The 21,212-nt window shown below is 69.9% G+C and carries 19 protein-coding genes, 1 tRNA gene and 1 other RNA gene; 9 read left to right on the top strand and 12 right to left on the bottom strand.

The window, feature by feature from the left end:
- Positions 1-121 precede the first annotated feature (121 nt).
- Both EJC77_RS16395 and EJC77_RS16390 read right to left on the bottom strand, forming a co-directional pair.
- Positions 122-940, bottom strand: coding sequence for a putative protein N(5)-glutamine methyltransferase (locus EJC77_RS16395; protein WP_125615066.1), 819 nt, complete (start codon positions 938-940; stop codon positions 122-124).
- Positions 941-951: 11 nt separating this feature from the next.
- Entirely contained in the window at positions 952-1,935 is a 984-nt protein-coding gene (locus tag EJC77_RS16390) for an NAD-dependent epimerase/dehydratase family protein (RefSeq protein WP_125615063.1), read from the bottom strand.
- 68 nt (positions 1,936-2,003) lie between these two features.
- On the opposite strand from EJC77_RS16390, the gene EJC77_RS16385 reads away from it, so the two are divergent.
- Positions 2,004-2,723, top strand: coding sequence for a DNA alkylation repair protein (locus tag EJC77_RS16385; protein WP_240630309.1), 720 nt, complete (start codon positions 2,004-2,006; stop codon positions 2,721-2,723).
- A gap of 13 nt (positions 2,724-2,736) precedes the next feature.
- On the opposite strand, the gene mptB (EJC77_RS16380) is transcribed toward EJC77_RS16385, so the two are convergent.
- Positions 2,737-4,230 (bottom strand): polyprenol phosphomannose-dependent alpha 1,6 mannosyltransferase MptB, encoded by a 1,494-nt coding sequence (gene mptB, locus EJC77_RS16380; protein ID WP_125615060.1) that lies wholly within the window; start codon positions 4,228-4,230, stop codon positions 2,737-2,739.
- Between the two features lie 210 nt (positions 4,231-4,440).
- Between mptB (EJC77_RS16380) and EJC77_RS16375 the strand changes: the two genes are divergently transcribed.
- Both EJC77_RS16375 and EJC77_RS16370 read left to right on the top strand, forming a co-directional pair.
- Positions 4,441-5,826: a glycosyltransferase 87 family protein gene (locus EJC77_RS16375; protein ID WP_240630308.1), complete on the top strand. Its 1,386-nt coding sequence runs from the start codon at positions 4,441-4,443 to the stop codon at positions 5,824-5,826.
- A gap of 1 nt (position 5,827) precedes the next feature.
- Positions 5,828-7,132: a glycosyltransferase 87 family protein gene (locus EJC77_RS16370; protein WP_125615057.1), complete on the top strand. Its 1,305-nt coding sequence runs from the start codon at positions 5,828-5,830 to the stop codon at positions 7,130-7,132.
- A 73-nt stretch (positions 7,133-7,205) separates the two neighbouring features.
- Here the strand turns inward: EJC77_RS16370 and EJC77_RS16365 are convergent, their stop codons facing one another.
- Positions 7,206-8,225 (bottom strand): PDDEXK family nuclease, encoded by a 1,020-nt coding sequence (locus EJC77_RS16365; RefSeq protein WP_125615054.1) that lies wholly within the window; start codon positions 8,223-8,225, stop codon positions 7,206-7,208.
- A 143-nt stretch (positions 8,226-8,368) separates the two neighbouring features.
- Positions 8,369-9,895, bottom strand: coding sequence for a polyprenol phosphomannose-dependent alpha 1,6 mannosyltransferase MptB (mptB, locus tag EJC77_RS16360; RefSeq protein WP_205787418.1), 1,527 nt, complete (start codon positions 9,893-9,895; stop codon positions 8,369-8,371).
- A gap of 96 nt (positions 9,896-9,991) precedes the next feature.
- Here mptB (EJC77_RS16360) and orn point away from each other — a divergent pair, with 96 nt between their 5' ends.
- From orn to EJC77_RS16335, 5 genes are all read left to right on the top strand, one after another.
- Positions 9,992-10,588 carry an oligoribonuclease gene (gene orn / locus EJC77_RS16355; RefSeq protein WP_125615048.1) on the top strand — a complete coding sequence of 199 codons (597 nt, stop codon included), beginning with the start codon at positions 9,992-9,994 and terminating at the stop codon, positions 10,586-10,588.
- A 188-nt stretch (positions 10,589-10,776) separates the two neighbouring features.
- Positions 10,777-10,849 (top strand) — tRNA-His (locus tag EJC77_RS16350).
- Positions 10,850-10,936: 87 nt separating this feature from the next.
- Positions 10,937-11,509 (top strand): peptide deformylase, encoded by a 573-nt coding sequence (gene def / locus EJC77_RS16345; RefSeq protein WP_125615045.1) that lies wholly within the window; start codon positions 10,937-10,939, stop codon positions 11,507-11,509.
- Positions 11,510-11,545: 36 nt separating this feature from the next.
- Positions 11,546-12,403 (top strand): acyltransferase domain-containing protein, encoded by an 858-nt coding sequence (locus EJC77_RS16340; RefSeq protein ID WP_125615042.1) that lies wholly within the window; start codon positions 11,546-11,548, stop codon positions 12,401-12,403.
- A gap of 115 nt (positions 12,404-12,518) precedes the next feature.
- On the top strand, positions 12,519-14,138 hold the full coding sequence (locus EJC77_RS16335; RefSeq protein WP_125615039.1) for a peptide chain release factor 3: 1,620 nt from the start codon (positions 12,519-12,521) through the stop codon (positions 14,136-14,138).
- Here EJC77_RS16335 and EJC77_RS16330 read toward each other — a convergent pair.
- Together EJC77_RS16330 and EJC77_RS16325 are read right to left on the bottom strand one after the other, a co-directional pair.
- Positions 14,135-14,323, bottom strand: a complete 189-nt coding sequence (locus tag EJC77_RS16330) for a hypothetical protein (RefSeq protein WP_125615036.1) — start codon at positions 14,321-14,323, stop codon at positions 14,135-14,137. The two genes, EJC77_RS16335 and EJC77_RS16330, sit on opposite strands and share 4 nt — an antisense overlap.
- An 84-nt stretch (positions 14,324-14,407) precedes the next feature.
- Complete coding sequence (locus tag EJC77_RS16325) at positions 14,408-15,214, bottom strand: HNH endonuclease family protein (RefSeq protein ID WP_125615033.1); 807 nt, start codon at positions 15,212-15,214, stop codon at positions 14,408-14,410.
- 197 nt (positions 15,215-15,411) lie between these two features.
- On the opposite strand from EJC77_RS16325, the gene EJC77_RS16320 reads away from it, so the two are divergent.
- Positions 15,412-16,122 carry a flavodoxin family protein gene (locus tag EJC77_RS16320; RefSeq protein ID WP_125615030.1) on the top strand — a complete coding sequence of 237 codons (711 nt, stop codon included), beginning with the start codon at positions 15,412-15,414 and terminating at the stop codon, positions 16,120-16,122.
- A gap of 17 nt (positions 16,123-16,139) precedes the next feature.
- Here the strand turns inward: EJC77_RS16320 and EJC77_RS16315 are convergent, their stop codons facing one another.
- From EJC77_RS16315 to EJC77_RS16295, 5 genes are all read right to left on the bottom strand, one after another.
- Entirely contained in the window at positions 16,140-16,685 is a 546-nt protein-coding gene (locus EJC77_RS16315) for a GNAT family N-acetyltransferase (RefSeq protein ID WP_125615028.1), read from the bottom strand.
- 83 nt (positions 16,686-16,768) lie between these two features.
- Positions 16,769-18,127 (bottom strand): APC family permease, encoded by a 1,359-nt coding sequence (locus EJC77_RS16310; protein ID WP_125615025.1) that lies wholly within the window; start codon positions 18,125-18,127, stop codon positions 16,769-16,771.
- Complete coding sequence (locus EJC77_RS16305; RefSeq protein ID WP_125615022.1) at positions 18,124-19,110, bottom strand: nitrilase-related carbon-nitrogen hydrolase; 987 nt, start codon at positions 19,108-19,110, stop codon at positions 18,124-18,126. Before EJC77_RS16305 ends, EJC77_RS16310 begins: the two co-directional genes overlap by 4 nt.
- A gap of 230 nt (positions 19,111-19,340) precedes the next feature.
- Positions 19,341-19,713: RNase P RNA component class A (gene rnpB / locus EJC77_RS16300), an RNA gene on the bottom strand.
- A 29-nt stretch (positions 19,714-19,742) separates the two neighbouring features.
- Complete coding sequence (locus tag EJC77_RS16295; protein ID WP_276309088.1) at positions 19,743-21,206, bottom strand: glyceraldehyde-3-phosphate dehydrogenase; 1,464 nt, start codon at positions 21,204-21,206, stop codon at positions 19,743-19,745.
- Between the last annotated feature and the right edge of the window lie 6 nt (positions 21,207-21,212).

Raw genomic sequence — 21,212 nt, 5'->3', positions numbered from 1 at the left:
GGCAACCATCGACATCGAGATCATCGCCGACAACACCCGCTTGACAACCCGCCAGCCAGCCTAACTACACGGCATTGAGGCTAGCGGGGCCGGCGAGGAATTTGAACCCCCGGCGCACCGATTACGACCGGCCGATCACCACGGTCGCCTCCAACCGGCTCGAGTGCCGGATGCGGGCCGCGAACCCATGGGACTGAAGGATCCGCCGGCTTTCCGGGCCCTGCCGCACGCTGGTCTCCAGGAGCAGCACGCCGCCGGGCGCCAGCCACGCCCGGGCCTGCCCGGCCACGCGGCGCTGGATGTCCAGCCCGTCCGGGCCGCCGTTGAGTGCCACATCCGGTTCGTGCAACCGGGCCTCGGGCGGCATGTACGGGATCTCCCCGGTCGGCACGTACGGGGCGTTGGCGGCGATCACGGCGATCCGGCCGCGCAATCGCGGCGGCAGCGGCTCGAACAGGTCGCCGCAGTACACCCGCCCGCCCGGCAGGTTGCGCCGGGCACACGCCACCGCCGCCGGGTCGATGTCGGCGGCGTGCACCTCCAGTCCGGGGAAGTCGGCGGCCAGGGTCGCCCCAACCGCGGCGACCCCGCAGCACAGCTCAAGAACGACGACGGCGGCGTCCCCGGGTGCCCGGCCGGCCGCCGTCCCCGCAACGGCACGGCGCACCTCCTTCGCGGCCCGGCGGGCCAGGTATTCGGTGCGCCGCCTGGGGACGAACACGCCCGGCGCCACGGCCATCCGACGGCCGCCGAACACGGCCCAGCCGACCAGGTGCTCCAGCGGGTCCCCGGCCACCCGGCGCGCCGCCAGCGCCGCCAGCTCGGATTCGTTCGCGGCGGCCTCGGCAAGCACGGCCGCCTCGTCCTCGGCGAACACACAGCCCGCCGCGCGCAGGCGGGACACCAATTCGTCCAGCCGGTCGTCGGTGAGTGGTTGCATGGGTCCCAACACTAGACCGGGTGCGGGCCGAAGTCCCGCAACGGCACATCGATCCGCCCGTTGGCCGCCAGCCAGCGCACGGCGTCGGCCACGGCGGCCAGCGACGTGTACCGGGGCCGGTAGCCCAGCATCGCGCGGGCCTTGGCATTGCTGACCGATGGGCTGTGGCCGATGTGGTCCAGAGTCGCCGCCGCGTTCTCAGGGCCGACCTCGCGGGCAAACTGGACCCACGGGGCGAACCCGAGCGCGGCGTCACGCCCGAACCAACCCGCGACCGCCTCGGCGAAGCCGCGCAACGTCAGGGCCCGGTCGGAGACGATGTGGAAGCTCTGCCCGGCGATGGCGTCCACGGCGTCGACGGCGAGCGCGAACGCCTGGGCGACGTCGTCGGCATGCACGTGGTGGACGGTCTCCAGCCCGAGCAGCGGCAGTGTGACCGGGCGCCCGGCGGCCAGCCGTTCCCACACGGCCAGGTCGAAATTACCGGCCGGGTTGACGACCGGCCAGCCGGGGCCGCTGATGTGGCCGGGGTGCAGCACGGTGCACTGCAGCCCGCCGGCGCGCGTTTCGCCCAGCAGGATTTCCTCGATGGCGGCCTTGCGGATGCCGTAGTCGCCGAACGGGTTGCGCGGGCTCGCCTCGGTCAACGGCACCTCGGTGGCGTGGCCGTGGACCCAGATGCTGCCGCAGGAGATGACCCGGGTCCATGAACCCCGCAGGCAGACGAGCAGGTATTCCGCCTGGCGGGGCGTGTAGCAGATCAGGTCGATGAGCACATCGGGGGCCAGCCCCGTGATCACGTTGCCGAAATCGACGTCGTACTCCTGCTCGGTGCGCTCCGCGCTGACCCGGCGCACCATCTCCCAACCCGGGTCCTCGTGGTAGGGCTCGCGCCGGCCGCGGCTGACCGCGACCACGTCATGCCCCGCATAGGCGAGGCGCGGGACCAGGTAGCTGCCAATGTGCCCGGTGGCACCGAGGACGACGACGCGCATGCTCCCACCTCCAATAAGACAACAGTAGCCACCGCGGGCGGCAACGGCGGGGGCGGTAACCTGTGGCTGTGGACACCGACATCGATTCCGGCCAGCGCCCCGCAAAGCCCAACCGGCCGCTGCTCGAGGAATTGCTGCCCCGGCTGTGCCAGGTGGCGCTGCCGGAGAAGGCGGACGGCATGGCCGCCTACATGAAATCTTCCATGCCGTATTTGGGCGTGCCGGTGCCCCTGCTGCGGAAAACCGTGCGGGCAGCGGCCCGCACCCACCCGTTCGCCGAGGTGGGGCAACTGCGCGCCACGGTGGAGGCGCTGTGGCGCCGCGCCACCTTCCGGGAGGAGCGGTACGCGGCCATCATGCTCACCGATTCCCGGCTGGCGCGCGGCGACATGGCGCTGCTGCCGTTCTACCGGGAGGTCATCGAAACGGGCCGGTGGTGGGACTTCGTGGATGCCGCGGCGCCGCGGGTCGGTGAGCTGCTGCTGGCCCACCGCGGCGCGATGGAGCCGGTCATCCGGGCCTGGAGTACGGAAGAGGATCTCTGGCTCCGCCGGTGCGCCATCCTCGCCCAGCTCCCGGCGAAGGCGGCCACCGACACCGGACTGCTCGAGGACGTCATCGTGCCGAACCTCGCCGACCGGGAGTTCTTCATCCGCAAGGCCATCGGCTGGGCGCTGCGCCACCATGCCAGGACGGACCCGGACTGGGTGCGCGATTTCGTGGCCCGCCACCGGGACCGGCTCAGCCCGCTGTCCACCCGGGAGGCCCTCAAGCACCTCGGGCCGTGACCACCCGTGACCGTCAGGCAGACTCCCGGCTGGGCACGAACAATCCGCGCGTCGCCTTGTCGAAGAACATGACATATCCGGCACACAGGACGCCCACCACGATCGCCACCACGCGCACGGCGACCATGGGGATCCACGGGAACACGCTGAGCTGGTCGGTCAGCGCAATGAGCGTGAAGAACGCCGTCAGGTAGAAGACGACGCGCAGCTGCCCGCCGTCGCGCACCCCCGTCGTGGTGAAGAACACCAGCAGCCACACCATGTACCAGGGCTGGATCATGGGCGCCAGCACGACGACGGCGGCGAACGCCCACGTCATGCGCCGCACCACGTCCCGGGCGTACGGATGTCTCCCGGGCTTGACGGGCACCAGGGCCAACGCCATGACGATGAGGATCGAGGCGCCCTGGCCGATGGTTTGCAGCACGCCGGTCACCCCCGCGCCGGGGCCGCCGAACAGGTCGGTGGCAAAGCCCAGCACATGCGCGGCCAGGCCCACGGGCGCGTACCAGATCCACACCGTCCCCGGGGTCTGCAAGGCCGCCAGCCAGCCGAATCCGAGCCCGTTCACGACGCCGGCCGCGAGCATGATGCCCATGGAGATGGCCAGTGTGGCCGCCCAGAGGCCGAACTTCCGCGGCCATGTGGCGTCCCGGCCCGCCCACAGCAGGCCGACGAACGGCAGCGCGATGAGCGTGATCGGCTTGATCGCCAGTGACGCGGTCACGAGCACAATGCCCCAGACCGGCCGCTTCACCGAGGCGAAGTAAATGCCGGCCACGACCAGGCCCATCATCAGCGAGTCGTTGTGCACGCTGCCGATGAAGTTGAGCAGCAGCACCGGGTTCAGCACGCCCAACCACAATGCCCGCTGCGGGCTGAACCCGTACAGTGCGGCCAGTTTGGGCACATACACGGCCAGCAGCACGACCCCGGCCAGGCTGGCCAGCCGGAACGGGATGAGCGCCAACTCGGGGCTGCCATGGGACAACCACACGGCGCCCTGTTCCAGCCACAGGAACAGCGGGCCGTACGGCGTCGGAGCCTCGGTCCACAGCGTGTCCGGGCCAAGCGAATAGTAGTTGTTCAGCGCCGAGATGCCGTTGGTGTAGGGATCCAGGCCCTGCAGCATGAGCCGGCCCTGGCCGATGTACGCGTACGAATCCCGGCTGAACAGCGGGAGCGTGACCATCAGGGGCGCCGTCCAGAGGGCCAGCGCCTTCAGCAGCACCGGGCGCGTGGTCGCGTCCCAGCCGCGCAGCGCCCGGTACAACAGCAGCCAGGCCCGCAGCATCAGGATGAAGCCCAGGCACAGGAACACGGTGGCGGTGATCACGGCCGCCGGCGTCGTACGCGCCACGATGAACAACGGCGTGCGGATCAGCTGCGAACTGCCGGCCAGCCAACCGACGCCCAGCGAGCCGAGCAGCATCAGCACCGACCCGGCAAAACCCTGCCACACGGCGGCTCGCGCGCCGCCGCGCAGACCGGGTTGGGGTTGCTGCACGGCCCTCCCTGTTTCGGGCGCCGCAATTCGCGGACCGCTCAACCAAGCCTCCCGAATTCCCGTACGCCAGCATTGTCGACCCCTCCGCGTCCCACCCGGCGCCGGCATCCGAAAAGGGGGCTGCGCTAGAATGGAGGCGCCGAGGACACCGTCCTTGGCATTCTACCCATTTCCGCCGAACAGGTGCCGGTACCCGGTGGGAACGCAGGTGTGCGCCCCGACCATGTCCGGCCCCGCACGCATGAGAAGGATCCCGCCATCTCCACGGACTCGTTCTTCGCCGCCCTCACCCGCCTCCGCGACCGCGTGCTGCCGGCGCGCGCCCAGACATGGTTGAAGACGCCGCGCGGGCTGCTGGTCGTGTTCCTGGCCGTGCACGCGTTCTTCCTGGTGTTCGCCGCCGTGCTGTCGCTGCGCGGCGAGGCGTTCAGCGACACGTTCATCTACCGGGACTGGGCGTCGGTCGGCTTCGACGCAACCCGGGTGAGCGGGCCGAGCCCGTGGGTGTACCCGATCCTGGCGCTCGTGCCAATGGCCGTGGCGCACCTGTTCGGCGACGGGCCGTTCCTGTTCCTGTGGGTGCTGATGATCTCCGCGCTCAACGCCCTGGCCGTGGCGAAACTCACGGGCTGGGGGCGGCGCACGGACGCGATCCCGGCCGCGCTGTGGTGGCTGGGCTTCACGGCGCTGCTCGGCTGGCTCGGCTTCGCCCGCGTGGACGGGTTCACCGCCCCGATCGTGCTGGTTGCGCTCTCGTTCGGGGTGGCCACCCCGTTCCTCACCTCCCTCATCCTCAGTGCGGCGACGTGGATGAAGGTCTGGCCGGCCGCCGTCGTGCTGGCCCTGTTCACCGTGGTGCGCCGGCGTGTACGGGTGGTGCTGGCCGGCGTGCTCGTGACCGCCATCGTGGCGGCGACCGCCGCGGCCTTGGGCGTGCTGCCCGGGCTCATGAACTTCCTGACCCAACAAGGCGACCGCGGCATGCAGCTGGAGGCCACGTTCACGACGCCCTGGCTGTGGATGAGCGTGTTCAACATCGGCGGCGCGCACATGTACATGAACCAGGACATCAACTCGATGCAGGTCGACGGCCCGGGCACCCCGGTCATGGCCGTGCTCATGCAGCCTCTGCTGTTGCTGGCGGCCGCCGTCGTGGCCGGCCTCGTGTTCCGCGCCCTGCACGTGCGCAAGCGCAGCGGCGGCGCCGACCGCACGGAGCTGTTGCTGGCCGGGGCACTGGCGCTGGCCACCGCGTTCATCGTGTTCAACAAGGTCGGCTCGCCGCAGTTCATGGTGTGGCTCTCCCCCGCCGTCGCCGTCGGCCTGGTCCACGACCGGAAGGCCTGGCGGGTGCCGGCCACATTGCTGATCGTCATCGGCGCCGCCACGTTCGTCGTGTACCCGCTGTTCTACGACGCGCTCAGCCACAACAACCCGGTCATGGCCGGGGTGCTGACGGTGCGCAACCTGCTGCTGGTGGTGTTGTTCGCCTGGTCGGTGCGCCGGCTCGTGCTGTTGGGCCGGTCCGCCGGCCGCTCCACGCACGGCTCCGCGAACGACGACGGCGCGCCCGCCTCCGCGCACAAGGGCGCCTGAGATGCGGCGCAGCGGCCCGGAGGTCTTCTTTTCGCGGCTGACCGCGGCGCGGGACGTGGTCCTGCCCGCCGGCGTGGTGGCGTGGTTCCGCACACCCGCCAGCGTGTGGTGGGGCTTCGCCGTCGTACATCTCTACTTCCTGGCCTGGATGGCCACGTTCTTCGTCCACGGCGACACGTTCAGCGACACCGAGCAGTACCGGCAGTGGGCGCTGATGGGCTTCAACCCGCAGGACCTGGACGGGAAGATCAGCCCGTGGGTGTACCCGGTGCTGGCGCAGCTGCCGATCTTCGCCGCCAACGCCCTGGGCCCGCACCTGTACCTGCTGACCTGGACCCTGATCATCGCGGCCCTGGACGCCGCGGGCGTGTACTACCTGACGCGCGGGAAGCGGGCACAACGCGGCATCGCCCCGGCCTGGTTCTGGTTGTTCTTCACCCTGTTCATGGGCTACCTGTCGTTCGCCCGGGTCGAGGGCATCACGGCGCCGATCGTGCTCATCGCGCTGCTGTATGCGGCGGAGCGGCCCCTGGTCGCGGCGGCGCTGTTGTCCGTGGCGACGTGGGTCAAGGTGTGGCCGGCCGCCGTCGTCGCCCCCCTGCTGATCGCCAGCGCCCGGCGGGTCCGGGTGTTCCTCGTGGGGCTGGGCGTCAGCGCGGTCGTGGCCGCGGCCACCATCCTGTCCGGGGCGGGCGCCCACCTGCTGGACTTCGCCGTCAACCAGGGCGAGCGCGGCATGCAGCTGGAGGCCACGTTCTCCACGCCCTGGGTGTGGCTGAGCGTGTTCGGCGCGGGCGGGTCCCACATCGCCGACAACGTCGCCATCAACTCCTCCGAGGTGTACGGCCCGGGCGTGGTCGTCGCCGCCAAGCTCATGCAGCCGCTGCTGGTGCTGGCCGCGCTGGCAGGCGCCGTGCTGATGGTCTGGGCGCTGCGGCGCGGCGCCGAACGCGAGGAGCTGGTCCTCGAGGGCGCGCTGCTCATGGTCACGGCGTTCATCGTGTTCAACAAGGTCGGCTCGCCCCAGTTCATCGTCTGGCTGGTGCCTGTGGTGGTCGCCGGGCTGGCCCACGACTGGGCGCGCTGGAAGGTGCCGGCCGCGCTGCTCATGGGCATCGCGGTCACCACGTTCGTGATCTACCCGCTTTTCTACACGCCGCTGATCCACGCCAACCCGGTCATGGCCCTTGTGCTGACCGTGCGCAACGTGCTGCTCGTGGTCATGCTCGTGTGGTCGATCCGCCGCACTGCGGAACTGGGCCGCACGGCCGGCTCCCGTTCCGCGGCCCTGCCCGCGCCGAGGTAGCGCGAGGTAGCGCCGAGGTAGCGCCAACCCGTCCAGCGGGCGGGATATGTCCGGCCCGCTCGTCGCCTTGGGGCTACCTCGCGCCGCCGGCACGGAGCGCGGTGAGGATGCGGGTCCTGAAAAGGTGCTCATTGAACAGGTCCGGCCAGTCTATGCGGATGACCGTCCAGCCAGTTTCCTTCAAGGCGTTCTCCCTTTTGCGCTCGGCGAGGAGCACCTGATCCGTCGGCCGGTAGTCGAAGTACTTGGCCCGACCATCGAATTCCAGCACGACCTTGTACTGCGGCCAAGCGAAGTCGGCTCGGAATCGCCCCTGACGGGTGTCGATCGCCAGCTGCAGCACGGGAGCCTCGATGCCGGCGACACGCAGCAGGTCCCGGGTGAGCGTCTCGCCCGCTGACTCGGAGCGCGGGTCGGCAAACGCGAGGGCGCGACGGAACACCCGAATCCCACGATGGCCGGCCAGGGTTGCCGTTTGCCGTTCCAGCGCCTCGCGGGAGACGCCCAGTCGCAGCGCGTGGTCCACGATGATGAGCGCCTGTTTGTAGCTCATCGTCAGTCCGCAATCCAGCACGGTTCGTTGCAAGGTGGTCACCCGCACCCCGTCCACCTCCGTGACGTCCGCCGGAAGCAGCGACGCAACATGGTGGCGGACATCCGACGCCCGTTTGGACGTGGACATCTTGGTGGCATGCGTCAGGTGAATGAAGCTGTCCGCATGCCACAGCCATAGACGGTGCAACCGGGCCGCCGAGACGTGACTGTAGACGGCGTCCGGTTTCCGCGTCAACGTGCCGTGGCTGTGGGCCAGGATGAGCACGCGCTGCTTCTCACGATCCGTCACCCGCTCCCAAAACGTTTCCCGGATGTAGCAACCATGCCGGGTGCGCAGTAGTTGGCCCGCGGTGACCAGTTCACGGATGGCGGCGGCGTTGATCCCCGCGTCGTACAGTTGGGCGGTGCGCCAGACGTTTTCTTCGCCCGGCAGCCGCGCCACCAGGTGTTCGGTCCGGTCCGGCCGAGCCTGGCCGGCGGTCCGGGGTGTCCCCGGGAGGGGACTGAAGTCACCATGCGAAGCCGTTGAACCACCCATGACCCAAGCCTGGGACACGCGCGGCCCGGGCGAAAGAGCCCCTGGAAATCTGTGGATAACCCCTGCCATCCGCCGAGGTAGCGCGAGGTAGCGCCAAACCGTCCAGCGGGCGGGATATGTCCGGCCCGCTCGTCGCGGTGACGCTACCTCGGCGGGAGGGGCGGCGGGAGAGGCGGCGCGGCCGGTTCCCGCGCGAACAGCAGCCTGCGCGTGTGGACGTCCGCCACCAGCAGGTAGAGCGTGCCGGCGAGCGCCACCCAGAACGCCAGTCGCGACACGTCCACCGGCAGCGAGACGAAGTTCCACACGGACAGCTGGTCCTGCGCGCCGAACACGACGAAGAACGACACGGCCACGTACACCGACTTGATCTGCCAGTTGTCGCGGATGCCCGTCGCGGCCAGGAACGGAATGAACCACAGAACGTACCACGGCTGGATGATCGGTGAGAACAGCACGACGACGGCGAACGCCAACCCCAGCCGGCGCACCACGCGCTGCGGGTCGCCGCGCAGCACCAGCCACCCGGCCCAGGCCACGGCCGCGGCCTGCAGGACCTTGCGGAACACGTCGCCCACCACGGCGCCGTCCAGGCCCACTGCGTTACCCGCCAGTTCCAGCAGTTGCCCGCCGAACCCGGATGGCGCGTAACCGGTGTACCCGGGCGTGCCGTCCAACAGCGCCCACGTCCACCCCAGCCCGAGTCCATACGGCAGCCCGGCCAGCAGCAACAGGGCCAGGCTGAAACCGGCGGTCCCGGCCCAGCACCACGCCTTGCGGCCCCACCCGGCCGCCGAGCCGGCCCAGAGCAGGCCGATGAACGGCAGCAGCAGGACGGTGATCGGCTTGACCGCGATCGAGGCCGTCACGAGTGCGATGCCCCAGAGGGGTTTGCGTGTGGCGGCGAAATACGTGCCGGCCACGGCCAGGCCGAGCATCAGCGCGTCATTGTGCGCGCTGGCCACGAACGAGATCAGGAACAGCGGGTTGGCGGCGGCGATCCACAGTGCGCGGGCCCCGTTGACGCCATGCAGGGCTGCCAGCTTGGGGATGTACACGACGCAGAGCGCCACCCCGGCGCCGGCAACGGCGCGGAACAGCAGCACGGACACGTCCGGTTGGGCGCCGGTGAGGCCCACGACGCCCCGGGCCAGCCACAGGAACAGGGGCCCGTACGGGGTCCGGTTCTCCGCCCAGGACGGGTCGGCGCCCAGCGCGAACCAATTGTTGAGGGCGGAGATCCCGGTGGTGTACGGGTTCATGCCCTCGGCCATCAGCCGCCCCTGGCCGGTGTACGCGTACACGTCCCGGGAGAAGATCGGCACGGCAATGAACAACGGCACCGACCACGCACAGATGGCCGTGACCACGGCCCGCAGCGACCCCGGGCCCCAGGCCGCCAGCCGCTGCCCAAGCCGCAGCCACGACCGGATCAGCAGCAGCGCCCCGACGGTCAACAGGATGGTCGAGACGGTCACGCCCACGCCCTCGGCGCGTAGCGCGATCACCAGCCGGTTGCGGACCATGGGTGAAGCGACCGCGATCCAGCCGATGCCCAGCGACCCGACGAACATGAGCGCCGAGCCGACGCCGCCCTGTAGGATCGCGACCCACGCCCGGGTGGCCGCGGGCGGGGCCGGTGCGGGGGCGCCCGGCGAGGCCGGCGTCATACTGATGGCTGCTCCTTGGACGGCGGGACGGGTGACGGCAGCGATCCTATCAGCGCCGCCCGGGACCACCGCGGGGCGCCGGGGTAGATTGGTCAGGTGCCTATTACAAACGAACGCATTGTGTGGATCGACTGCGAGATGACGGGCCTGGACGTCGAGAAGGACGCCCTGATCGAGGTGGCCGTGCTCGTGACCGACTCCGAGCTGAATATCCTCGGCGACGGCCTGGACGTGGTGATCAAGCCGGATCCGTCGGCCCTGGCCCAGATGGGCGACTTCGTCCGCACCATGCACACCACCTCGAAACTCATCGACGAACTCGACAACGGCCTGACCATGGCCGAGGCGCAGCAGCAGGTCATGGACTACGTGCGCCGGTACGTACCGGTGCCCAACAAGGCCCCGCTGGCCGGCAACTCGATCGGCACGGACAAGCTGTTCCTGGCCCGCGACATGCCGGAACTGGTCGAGCACCTGCATTACCGCGTCATCGACGTCTCGACCATCAAGGAACTGTCGCGCCGCTGGTACGCGCGCGCCTACTTCCAGGCGCCGGCCAAGCACGGCGGGCACCGCGCGCTCGGGGACATCGTGGACAGCATCAACGAGCTCAAGTACTACCGCGAGGCCGTCTTCGTGCCCGCACCGGGCCCCGATTCGGCCACGGCGAAGGAAATTGCGAAGAAATTCTGACCCGTCGAATTCGCCCGGATCCGCGAAAGGACGCGGCTCCGGGCGGCCCGCCCATGGGATGTGGCTCACATTTCGGCCCGGCACGGCCCCGAATGTCACAAGCACCCCCGAACAGCAGGTAGACTATTCGTCGTTGCCAAAAACGGAAACGCCGCCCGAACGGGACGGCCGCCCGCCGGCAGCCGATGGTGGGATTAGCTCAGTTGGCAGAGCGCCTGGTTGTGGTCCAGGAGGTCGCGGGTTCAACCCCCGTATCTCACCCCTTGGGTTCGTCTTCGAACCATCAAACGCCCCGGTCACGCACCGGGGCGTTTGTGTTGGCCGCCCCCCGCCGCTAAGGATGTTTCCATGACCATTCACCCCGTGACGATCCTGGGCGAGCCGGTGCTGCATCGCCGCGCCGTCGAGGTCAAGGAATTCGACGCCGCGCTGAAGGAACTCATCGCCGACATGTTCGAGACGATGGACGCCGCGCACGGGGTGGGTCTGGCGGCCCCGCAGATCGGGGTCGGCCTGCGCATTTTCACCTACCAGCTGGAGAACGACGACGGCGTGCCCGAGCGAGGTGTGCTGGTGAACCCTTCGATCATCCGGGGCAAGATCTCCGGCGCCAACCCCGACCCGGACGAGGAGTCGGAGGGCTGCCTGTCCGTCCCCGGCGTCGACTTCCCGCTCAAGCGGGCCGAATGGGTGCGCATGCGCGGATTCGACGGCGACGGCACCCCGCTGGACTTCGAGGCGACCGGCTGGTTTGCCCGCTGCATGCAGCACGAATACGACCACCTGGACGGCAAGCTGTACGTCGACCGGCTCAACGACAGGTACGCGCGCAAGGCCAGGCGGGTCCGCAAGGACCGGGGCTGGGGTGTGCCGGGCCTGTCCTGGATGCCGGGCGTGGACCCGGACCCGTTCGGGCACTGACGCCGCCGGCCAAGGGCACCCGGTAGGCTTTTTCCCATGACCCCGCACACCGCTGTTGACGCCCACCCCGTCCTGGACTGCCTGGGCGTCGAGGCGCCGGACCGTGCCGACTGCCTGGCGCTGCTGGCCGGGAACGCCGGGCCCGGCGTGCTGGCCGTGCTCGACCACCTCCAGTCACGGCTGGGCGGCGCCGACGAGACGGTGCCCCACCTGCCAGCGGAGGGCGTGCCCGCCACCGAACTCGACTGGATCGCCGGCTTCCTGCGCGCCACGCCGGCCCTCATCGACCGGCATGCCCGCCTCGACATCCCGATGGCCGTCACCCGCGACACGCTGGCCGACTTCGGCCGCAACCTGGCCGTCAACCGCCGCGTGCACGGGCGTTTCGGCATGGACACGTACAAGTGGCTGACACACCACTTCGCCGGGCACCTCTTCCAGCTCGGCCGGCTCCAGTACCTGCTGCACCGCCCCGCCCACGGAATTCCCGGCGTCGGGCCCGATGAATGGATCGTGGGCGTCCACATCCCCGAGGCCGGCGGCCTCAGCGCCCCGGTCGTCGACGCCAGCCTGGCCCTGGCCGCCCCGTTCTTTGCCCGCCACTTCCCGGACCGGCCGGTGCGCGTCGCCAACTGCGAATCCTGGCTGCTGGACCCCTACCTGGCCGCCCACCTCGACCCGCAGTCCAACATCGCCCGGTTCGCCGCCCGGTTCCACCCGTACGGGACGCCCGTCGACGAGCCGACCGACGCCGTGTACTTCACGTTCCGGACGCGCAGCATGGACCACCTGGCCGCGTTGCCGCGCACCACCGCGTTGCAACGGGTGGTCCTGGACCGGATCGCCGCGGGAGGCACCTGGCAGCTGGCGCGCGGGTACCTGCCGCTGCCCTGACCAACGCGGCCCCGGTTGATGCCGCCCCGGTGGGGGCTGCGGTAAACTGGACAGTCGGTGTTCCGGCCCCCGTGGGCGGTGCCCGCCCCCCGATTCCAGAAGTGAAAGTAGCCTCGTGTCCTCCTCGGTCCTCTCCCCCGCCCGCGAAAGTGAGATCAACAGTGAGATCACCGGCCAGGCGCGGCGCCGACGGACGTTCGCCGTCATCTCGCACCCCGACGCCGGCAAGTCGACGCTGACCGAGGCGTTGGCCCTGCACGCGAAGGTCATCGGCACGGCCGGCGCCACGAACGGCAAGGCCAACCGCCGCGAAACCGTCTCCGACTGGCAGCAGATGGAGAAGGACCGCGGCATCTCCATCAGCTCGGCGGCCCTGCAGTTCTCCTACCGGGACACCGTCATCAACCTGCTCGACACGCCCGGTCACGCCGACTTCTCCGAGGACACGTACCGCGTGCTGGCCGCCGTCGACTGCGCCGTCATGCTCATCGACGCGGCGAAGGGCCTGGAAACGCAGACCATGAAACTGTTCGAGGTGTGCAAGCAGCGCGGCCTGCCCATCATCACGGTCGTCAACAAGTGGGACCGGCCCGGGCTGGAGGCGCTGGAACTCATGGACGAGATCACCGAGCGCACCGGGCTGCTGCCCATGCCGCTGACGTGGGCCGTGGGCATCTCCGGGGACTTCCGCGGTGTCATCGACCTGCAGCGGGAGCGCTATGTGCGCTTCACCCGCAACAACGCCGGCGCGCAGATCGCCGGGACCGAATACTTCACCCCGGAGGAGGCCGCGGCCGCCGAGGGGCCGACGTGGACGGACGCCGTCGACGAGGCCGCGCTGGTGGTCGAGTCCAACCTGGCGTTCGACGTGGACGAGTTCCACGCCGGCCGGGCCACGCCGCTGCTGTTCTCCTCCGCCGCGTTGAACTTCGGCGTCAAGGAAATCCTCGACGCACTCGTCGACCATGCCCCGCCGGCCGCGCCGCGCCCCGACGTCGACGGCGCGGCCCGGTCCGTGGCGGCCCCGTTCTCGGGGTTCGTGTTCAAGGTCCAGGCCGGCATGAACCAGGCGCACCGCGACCACGTGGCGTTCATCCGGGTGTGCTCCGGCATGTTCGAGCGCGGCATGGTCGTCACGCAGGGCCGCACGGGCAAATCGTTCGCCACCAAGTACGCCCAGCAGGTGTTCGGCCGCGAGCGCGAGGTGATCGACCAGGCGTTCCCGGGCGACGTCGTCGGGCTTGTCAACGCGTCGGCGCTGCGCGTGGGCGACAGCCTGTTCGTCGAGGAACCGGTCGAATTCCCGGCCATCCCGCTGTTCGCGCCCGAGCACTTCCAGGTGGCCCGGTCCAAGGACCCGAGCCGTTACAAGCAGTTCCGCCGCGGCATCGACCAGCTCGAGCACGAGGGCGTCATCCAGGTCCTGCGCTCGGACCTGCGCGGCGACCAGGCCCCCGTGCTGGCGGCCGTCGGCCCCATGCAGTTCGAAGTGGTCGAGGACCGCATGCTGCACGACTTCAACGCCCCGATGCGGCTGGAACGGCTGCCGTACTCGCTGGCCCGGCTCACGACGGCCGAGGCCGGGGCGACACTGGCCAACCTTCACGGCGCCGAGGTGTTGCTGCGCACCGACGGCGAGTTCCTGGCCCTGTTCAACGACATCTGGGCGCTGCGCCGCGTGGAGAAGAACCATCCCGACCTGCGGCTCGTGCCGATCGGGACGGCCCGCGCCTAGTTCTCCTTGATCACCCGGGCCAGGTCGGCGACGGCGATGTCCTTCAGCTCCCGGAGCTGCTCCAGGCGCGCCTCGGTGATGTCGCCGGCACGGAAGTGCTTCTCCGCCTCGGCGAGCTGCCGGTTGGCCTCCTCCACGTTCTGCTGGGCGAGCTGGATGGGGTTCACGTACTCGGTGTCGTTCATACCGGCATCATTGCACCTCCGGCCATGGCAGGCCAGCAGGCCGGGCCGGTGCGCCGCACACCGTGCCGCGGCATGTCCGGCGTGCTACGGGGCATACCCGGATTCGTCGGTCCGCTGCCCCGGGCACAGCCGCAACACGCGCCGCATCGCGTCCCTCTCGGGCGCCGTCACCCACAGCCCGTAGGCGGCCTTGACCGAGATCTGCCGGGCCACGTAGGCGCACCGGAACTTCCGGGACGGGGGCAGCCACGTGGCCGCGTCGCCGTCGCCCTTCTCCTGGTTGGCGGGACCGTCGACGGCGAGCAGGTTCAGGGGGTCGTTGGCCAGGCTCTGGCGCTGGACGGCCGAGAGCCGCTGCGCGCCGGTCTGCCACGCGTTGCCCAACGCCACGACATGGTCGATCTGCACCGCCGCGCTGGTGTCCGCGCCGCGCCGGAACGCGATGAGCGTGTCCGTGTACGGGTCGTGCAGCGTCCCGGAAGCCACGACGCAGCCCGACCCGGCCGCCATGACCGGCGGGGCCAGGTCGCGGCGCAACACGTCATTGCGCGTGTCGCAACCGTTGCGGTCGGCGTCCAGCCACGCCTGCCCGAACGCGGCCCGGTCGTAGTTGGTGCGCGGCGCCCGGCCCTTGACCGGCAGCGTCGCCAGCACGGCGACGGCCGGGCCCGGATGCACCCGGAACACCGGGCGGCCCACCCCGGGCGGCGGCGTCTCCACCACCGGTGGCGGTCCGGGATCCCCGGCCGGCGGCCACGCCCCGGCGCTGTGCAGCCAACCGGCCACCGCGATCAGGGCGGTGCAGCACAGCGCGCCAGCAACCGCCGCCAGCCGGCGCCGTTGCGTCCGGGTGGCGGGGCCGGTTCCGGGGCTGCTGGTGCGGGCCGGCATGGAGCCTCCTCACGCCGTGCGGGTGCGCCCCGGTTGTGGCCGGATGGTGCGCGGGACAGGCCCCGAGTCTACCCGCGGGACCAGACGCCGCGCCGGGTTATCCACAGGCCCGGCCCGCGTCCCGTGGTGGCCCCTCGGCGCCGGTGGTGCTTCAATGAAACCCAGGCAACGCGAACCACCCGGAATCGAGGCCATCCATGTCACCGACGGACTATTCGGATCTGAGCGCCGTCTACTTCAACGGCACGCTGAAGAAATCACCCGAACGCAGCAACACGGACGGGCTCATCCGGGTCAGCCGGCGCATCATGGAGAAGCAGGGCGTCAGCACGCGGTTGTTCCGCACGGTGGACCACGACATCGCCCCCGGCGTCTACCCGGACATGACCGAGCACGGGTGGGACACGGACGCGTGGCCCGGCATCTACGAACACGTCAAGGCCGCCGACATCGTGGTCGTGGCCGGGCCCATCTGGCTGGGCGACAACAGCTCCCAGACGAAGAAGCTGATCGAACGGCTCTACGCCCAGTCCGGCGACCTGAACGGGAAGGGCCAGTGGGCGTTCTACCCGAAGGTGGGCGGCTGCCTCATCACGGGCAACGAGGACGGCATCAAGCACTGTGCCATGAACGTGCTCTACAGCCTCCAGCACGTCGGTTTCACGATCCCGCCGCAGGCCGACGCCGGCTGGATCGGGCCGGTCGGGCCCGGCCCCAGCTACCTGGATGAGGGTTCCGGCGGCCCCGAGAGCGACTTCACGAACCGCAACACCACGTTCATGACCTGGAACCTGCTGCACCTGGCGCGCCTACTCAAGGACGCCGGCGGCATCCCGGCCTACGGCAACCTGCCCGAGGAATGGAAGGCCGGCACCCGCTTCGACTTCGAGAACCCCGAATACCGCTGAGCATCGGCGGTGCCGGGTCACACGCGGCCGGCGAGGCTCCGGTGCATGACGTGCAACCCCACGAGCCCGTCGACGGGGTGGTCGAACACGGCCGGGACCGTGCCGACGATCCGGAACCCCAGCGATTCCCACAATGCCACGGCCGCCGTGTTCGACTCGACGACGGCGTTGAACACCATGTCCGTGAACCCGGCCGCGGCCGCCTGGTCCAGCACGTGGTGGGCCAGCGCCCGGGCATACCCCTTGCCCACGTGGTCCGGGTGCACCATGAACCCGGCGTTGGCCGTCCGCCCCGCCGCCCCGCCGTAGTTGGCGTGCAGTTCGGCGGTCGCCACGACCATGGGAGGGGCCTCGCCACCGGTTTCCTCCGTCACGACGAAGGTGCGCGGCGCGCGCCGCCGCGTGCCGCCGTCGTCCGGGTCGGCACCGTGCAACCACCAGTCGCGCAGCGCCTCCTCCGGGGTGTCGGCGTCCACCGTGTACGTGTCGCCGGCGCGGATGACGGGCTCCAGGACGGCCCAGATGCCCGGCCAGTCCGCCGCGGACGCGTCTCGAATGCGCATGCACGCCAGTCTACGCACCCGCCGGATTGGCCGCGTCGCGGTTCGCCGCACAAGCACGACGGCGCCGCGAGGGGGCTGCCCGGTTACAGGGCCTCGTCCATCTGCCAGGACGGGGACGCCTTGCGGAAGCCGCGGGTCGTGATGGCCAGGATGATGATGCCGACCGCGACCCAGCCGAGGCCGACGGTGAGCGCCACCTGGGACAGGCTCGTCCACAGCCAGGCCGTGAGCAGGAACCCGATCGTGGGGACCGCGCCGTACACAATCATGCTCTTCGCGCCGCGGCGCCGCTCGACGAACAGGTAGTGGCGGATCACGGCCAGGTTCACGACGGAGAACGCCACGAGCGCACCGAAGCTGATCATGGACGCGACCACGTCCAGGCTGGTGACCAGCGCCAGCAGCGAGACGACCGCCACGACCAGGATGGAGAGCACCGGAACGGCGCCCTTGACGGACAACCGGCCGAACACGGCCCGCGGCAGCACGCCCTCGCGCCCCATGCTGTAGAGGATGCGCGACACCGACGCCTGGGAGGCGACGGCCGAGCCGAACGAGCCGGCCACGAACGCGGCCGTGAAGAACGCAACCAGGAAGTCGCCGCCCAGCTTGGCCATGACCTCCAGCGACGCGGAATCCACATTGTGGAAGTTCGTGGTCGGCAGGACCAGGTAGCTCAGGTAGGACAGCACCACGAACAGCGCGCCGGCGATGAGCGTGACGAGCAAGATGGCGCGCGGCACGTCCCGGCGGGCGTTCTTCGTCTCCTCGGCCAGCGTGGACACGGCGTCGAAGCCCAGGAAGGACAGGCACAGCACGGCCGCGCCGGCGAACAGCGGGCTGATCCCGCCGGCGCCGGTCCCCGTGAACGGGGCCAGGAAATTGGTGCCGCTGTTGAGCGCCAGCAGCGCCATGACCACGAACACGACGATGAACACGGCCTGCGCGCCGACGATGACCATGTTCGCCCGGGCGACGTGCACGATCCCGAGCAGGTTCAGCAGCGTCACCAGGATGATGGCCGCGAGCACGAACACCCACGTCGGCACGGCCGGGAAGGTCTGCCCCAGCCAGATGCCGATGATCAGGTAATTGATCATCGGCAGCAACATGTAGTCCAGCAGCAACGACCAGCCGGACAGGAAGCCGGCCTTCGGGCCGAACACCCGGCTGGCGTACGCGTAGGCCGAGCCGGCCACCGGGTAGGCCCGAACCATCGAGCCGTAGGAGATCGTCGTGAAGATCATCGTGACGAGCGTGACGATGTAGGCCAGCGGCAGCCGCCCGTCGGTGATCTGGTTGACGATCCCGTACGTGGTGAACACGGTCAGCGGGACCATGTAGGCCAGCCCGAACAGCACCAGCGCGGGGACCGACAGGACCCGGCGCAGGCCGGTGCCGGCCACGCCGGCGGGGCCTGGCTGTGCGTCCACCGCGGTCATCGGGCCTTGGCCCCGGCGGTCTCGCCGGCCCCGTGCGGGTGGCTCGCGTCCACCGGCTCGGCCAGGCGGGCGTACGTGTCCGGGCGGCGTGTGGCCAGGAATGGAAAGAGGTCCAGCCAGTCGCCGCGCTGGTCCAGGTCGAGGTCGGCGACGAGGACGGCGGACCCCTCGCGCGGGGCCTGCGCCACGATGCGCCCGTAGGGGTCGGAGATGAACGATGAACCGTAGAAGGTGACCGTGCCCTCGTTGCCCCAGCGGTTCGGCACGACCATGAACAGGCCGTTGGCGATGCCGTTGCCGACGATCACCTGCTGCCACAGCGGCTGCGTGTCGAAGTCCGGGTGTCCGGGCTCGGAGCCGATGGCCGTCGGGTACACCAGCAGGTCGGCGCCGCCGAGCGAGTAGGAGCGGGCAACCTCGGGGAACCACTCGTCCCAGCAGGTCGGCAGGCCCAGGCGGGTGCCGCCGAGCTCGGCCGGGGCGTACACCGGGTATGGCTCCTCGGCCGGACCCTGCCGGAAGTAGGTGTCCTCGTAGTAACCCTCGGTGACGGGGATGTGCAGCTTGTGGGTCTTGCCCAGCAGCGTGCCGTCCGGGGAGACCATGATGGCCGTGTTCAGGCCCAGGCCGTCGGCGGCCTCGGCCTTCTGGAACAGCGAGGCGTGCACGACGACGCCGTATTCGGCGGCCGCGGCGGCGGCGAACGTGAAGGTGGGGCCGGTGAGCAGGTCCTCGGCGGTCGCGTCGGGGGTGGCGCCGGCCTCGGTGTCGGCCGGGTAGCGCGAGAGCGTCAGCTCGGGCAGGAACACGACCCTGGCGCCCAGCTTCGCGGCGCGGGCGATTCCCTCGGTCAGTTCGGCCCGCAGCGCGTCGTCATCGGCGTGCCAGCGATGCTGGACCAGGGCGACGCGCAGCGGCGTGCGCCGCGGGGCGTGGACCCGGGCCGGGGAGATGGCCGGGTCGAAGGCGGTGATTTCAATCATGTGGGAGTCCTTGAGAGCTGAATCACAAAACGAATTTGATTCGTTTAGTATGCCGGTGTTTGGCCGCGAGCGCAAGATGCGAGCCATTTCGCCGAGGTAGCGCCATCACGTCGAAAGGGCGGAACATGTGCCGCCCTGTCGGCGCATTGGCGCTACCTCGGCGCGATTTGGCCGGGCATGGCAAAGGGCCGTCCCGCCGCGCTCTCACGCGGTGGAACGGCCCTTCGGTCTGGACAGGCCGGCCGATACGCCGGGTTTTGTCATCCGCTGCGGTTACCCGCAACGGAGAGGCAGCCATCCATCTACGAACGCCGTTGCCGACGCCCTCCAGCGGCCTACCCGGGCACTCGGGCGGGCAGCCCTCGATCATGCCCTGTCTGGCCTTGCTCCGGGTGGGGTTTACCCAGCTTCCCCGGTCACCCGGGGAACTGGTGGTCTCTTACACCACCGTTTCACCCTTACCCGCGTAAAACACGGGCGGTCTGTTTTCTGTGGCACTGGCCTGCGGGTTTCCCCGAGTGGGTGTTACCCACCACCCTGCCGTACGGAGCCCGGACGTTCCTCGAGCCACAAGACGTGGCGCGCGGCTGCCTGGCCGACCTGTCCAGAACCTCCAGTGTACCCGCCGCAGGCTACTGCGCCGCCGGCACCGCCGCGGCCAACGGGAACGACCTCGGATGCACCCCGGCCATCTCCTCCATGACGCGCACCACCTGGCAGCTGTAGCCGAACTCGTTGTCGTACCAGACGTACAGCACCAGGTTCTTGCCGTTGCTGATCGTGGCCAGGCCGTCGACGATGCCGGCCCGGCGCGAGCCGACGAAGTCGGTGGAGACGACCTCGGGCGAGTCGATGTAGTCGATCTGCTTGCGCAGCGTCGAGTTCAGCGACACGTCGCGCAGGTACGTGTTGACCTCGTCCTTCGTGGTGTCGTTCTCCAGCGTCAGGTTCAGGATGGCCATGGACACGTCCGGGGTTGGCACCCGGATCGAGTTGCCGGTGAGCTTGCCGGCCAGTTCCGGCAGGGCCTTCGCCACGGCCTTGGCGGCCCCGGTCTCGGTGAGCACCATGTTCAGCGCGGCGGAGCGGCCGCGGCGATTGCCCTTGTGGAAGTTGTCCGTCAGGTTCTGGTCGTTCGTGAACGAGTGGACGGTCTCGACGTGTCCGTGCACGATCCCATACTCGTCATTGAGCGCCTTGAGCACCGGGGTGATGGCGTTCGTCGTGCAGGACGCGGCGGACACGATGCGGTCGCCGTCGCCGATGGTGTTGTGGTTGATGCCGTACACGATGTTCTTCAGCTCGCCCTTGCCGGGGGCGGTCAGCAGCACGCGGGCCACGCCGGTGCTCTCCAGGTGCTGGGCCAGGCCGGCCTCATCGCGCCAGCGGCCGGTGTTGTCGACCACGAGGGCGTTGTTGATGCCGTACGCCGTGTAATCGATGGTCGCCGGGCTGTCCGAGTAGATGACCTGGATGGCGGTGCCGTTGGCCTGGATGACGTCGCGGTCCGGATCCACCGTGATGGTCCCCACGAACGGGCCGTGCACGGAGTCGCGGCGAAGCAGGCTGGCCCGCTTGACCAGGTCGGAGTCGCCGCCCTTGCGGACCACGATGGCGCGCAGGCGCAGGCCGTGCCCGCCGCCGGCGTGTTCGATCAGGATGCGGGCGAGCAGGCGGCCGATGCGGCCGAAGCCGTAGAGCACGACGTCGGTGCTGGTGCGCTCGTCGGCGCCGAAACGGTCGACGACGTCGGCCAGTTCGGTGCGCAGGAACGCCTCCAGGTCCTTGCTGCCGGACTCCTTGAAGCGGGCGTTCAGGCGGGCCAGGTCGATCGAGGCGGCGCCGAGTTGGAGGTTCACGAGCGCTTCGAGCAACGGCAGGGTCTCGGTGACCGGCAGTTCGACATCGTCAATCTGGCGGGCGAAGCGGTGGGCCTTGAGCAGGTCGATGACCGACTGGTTGATCAGCGAGCGGCCATGGACGTTGGTCACCACGTTGTTCTCGCGGTACAGGCGCCCGATCAGCGGGATCATTGCCTCGGCCATGGTTTCGCGCTGGATCCATTGGTCCAGCGCCGCATCGGTTGTCAGTGTCACTGCATT

Source organism: Specibacter cremeus, assembly GCF_003946885.1.
Classification (GTDB): Bacteria; Actinomycetota; Actinomycetes; order Actinomycetales; family Micrococcaceae; genus Specibacter; species Specibacter cremeus.
The sequence above is the reverse complement of the archived record's forward strand: the minus strand, read 5'-3'. Positions and strand labels throughout refer to the sequence as shown.

Bases quoted from the DNA above. Each gene is read 5' to 3' on its own strand.
- EJC77_RS16305 (WP_125615022.1), bottom strand. From the start codon at position 19,110: ATGATTGAAATCACCGCCTTCGACCCGGCCATCTCCCCGGCCCGGGTC.
- EJC77_RS16395 (WP_125615066.1), bottom strand. From the start codon at position 940: ATGCAACCACTCACCGACGACCGGCTGGACGAATTGGTGTCCCGCCTG.
- EJC77_RS16320 (WP_125615030.1), top strand. From the start codon at position 15,412: ATGTCACCGACGGACTATTCGGATCTGAGCGCCGTCTACTTCAACGGC.
- def (WP_125615045.1), top strand. From the start codon at position 10,937: ATGACCATTCACCCCGTGACGATCCTGGGCGAGCCGGTGCTGCATCGC.
- EJC77_RS16315 (WP_125615028.1), bottom strand. From the start codon at position 16,685: ATGCGCATTCGAGACGCGTCCGCGGCGGACTGGCCGGGCATCTGGGCC.
- EJC77_RS16330 (WP_125615036.1), bottom strand. From the start codon at position 14,323: ATGAACGACACCGAGTACGTGAACCCCATCCAGCTCGCCCAGCAGAAC.
- EJC77_RS16340 (WP_125615042.1), top strand. From the start codon at position 11,546: ATGACCCCGCACACCGCTGTTGACGCCCACCCCGTCCTGGACTGCCTG.
- EJC77_RS16390 (WP_125615063.1), bottom strand. From the start codon at position 1,935: ATGCGCGTCGTCGTCCTCGGTGCCACCGGGCACATTGGCAGCTACCTG.
- EJC77_RS16325 (WP_125615033.1), bottom strand. From the start codon at position 15,214: ATGCCGGCCCGCACCAGCAGCCCCGGAACCGGCCCCGCCACCCGGACG.
- mptB (WP_205787418.1), bottom strand. From the start codon at position 9,895: ATGACGCCGGCCTCGCCGGGCGCCCCCGCACCGGCCCCGCCCGCGGCC.
- EJC77_RS16310 (WP_125615025.1), bottom strand. From the start codon at position 18,127: ATGACCGCGGTGGACGCACAGCCAGGCCCCGCCGGCGTGGCCGGCACC.
- EJC77_RS16370 (WP_125615057.1), top strand. From the start codon at position 5,828: ATGCGGCGCAGCGGCCCGGAGGTCTTCTTTTCGCGGCTGACCGCGGCG.
- EJC77_RS16365 (WP_125615054.1), bottom strand. From the start codon at position 8,225: ATGGGTGGTTCAACGGCTTCGCATGGTGACTTCAGTCCCCTCCCGGGG.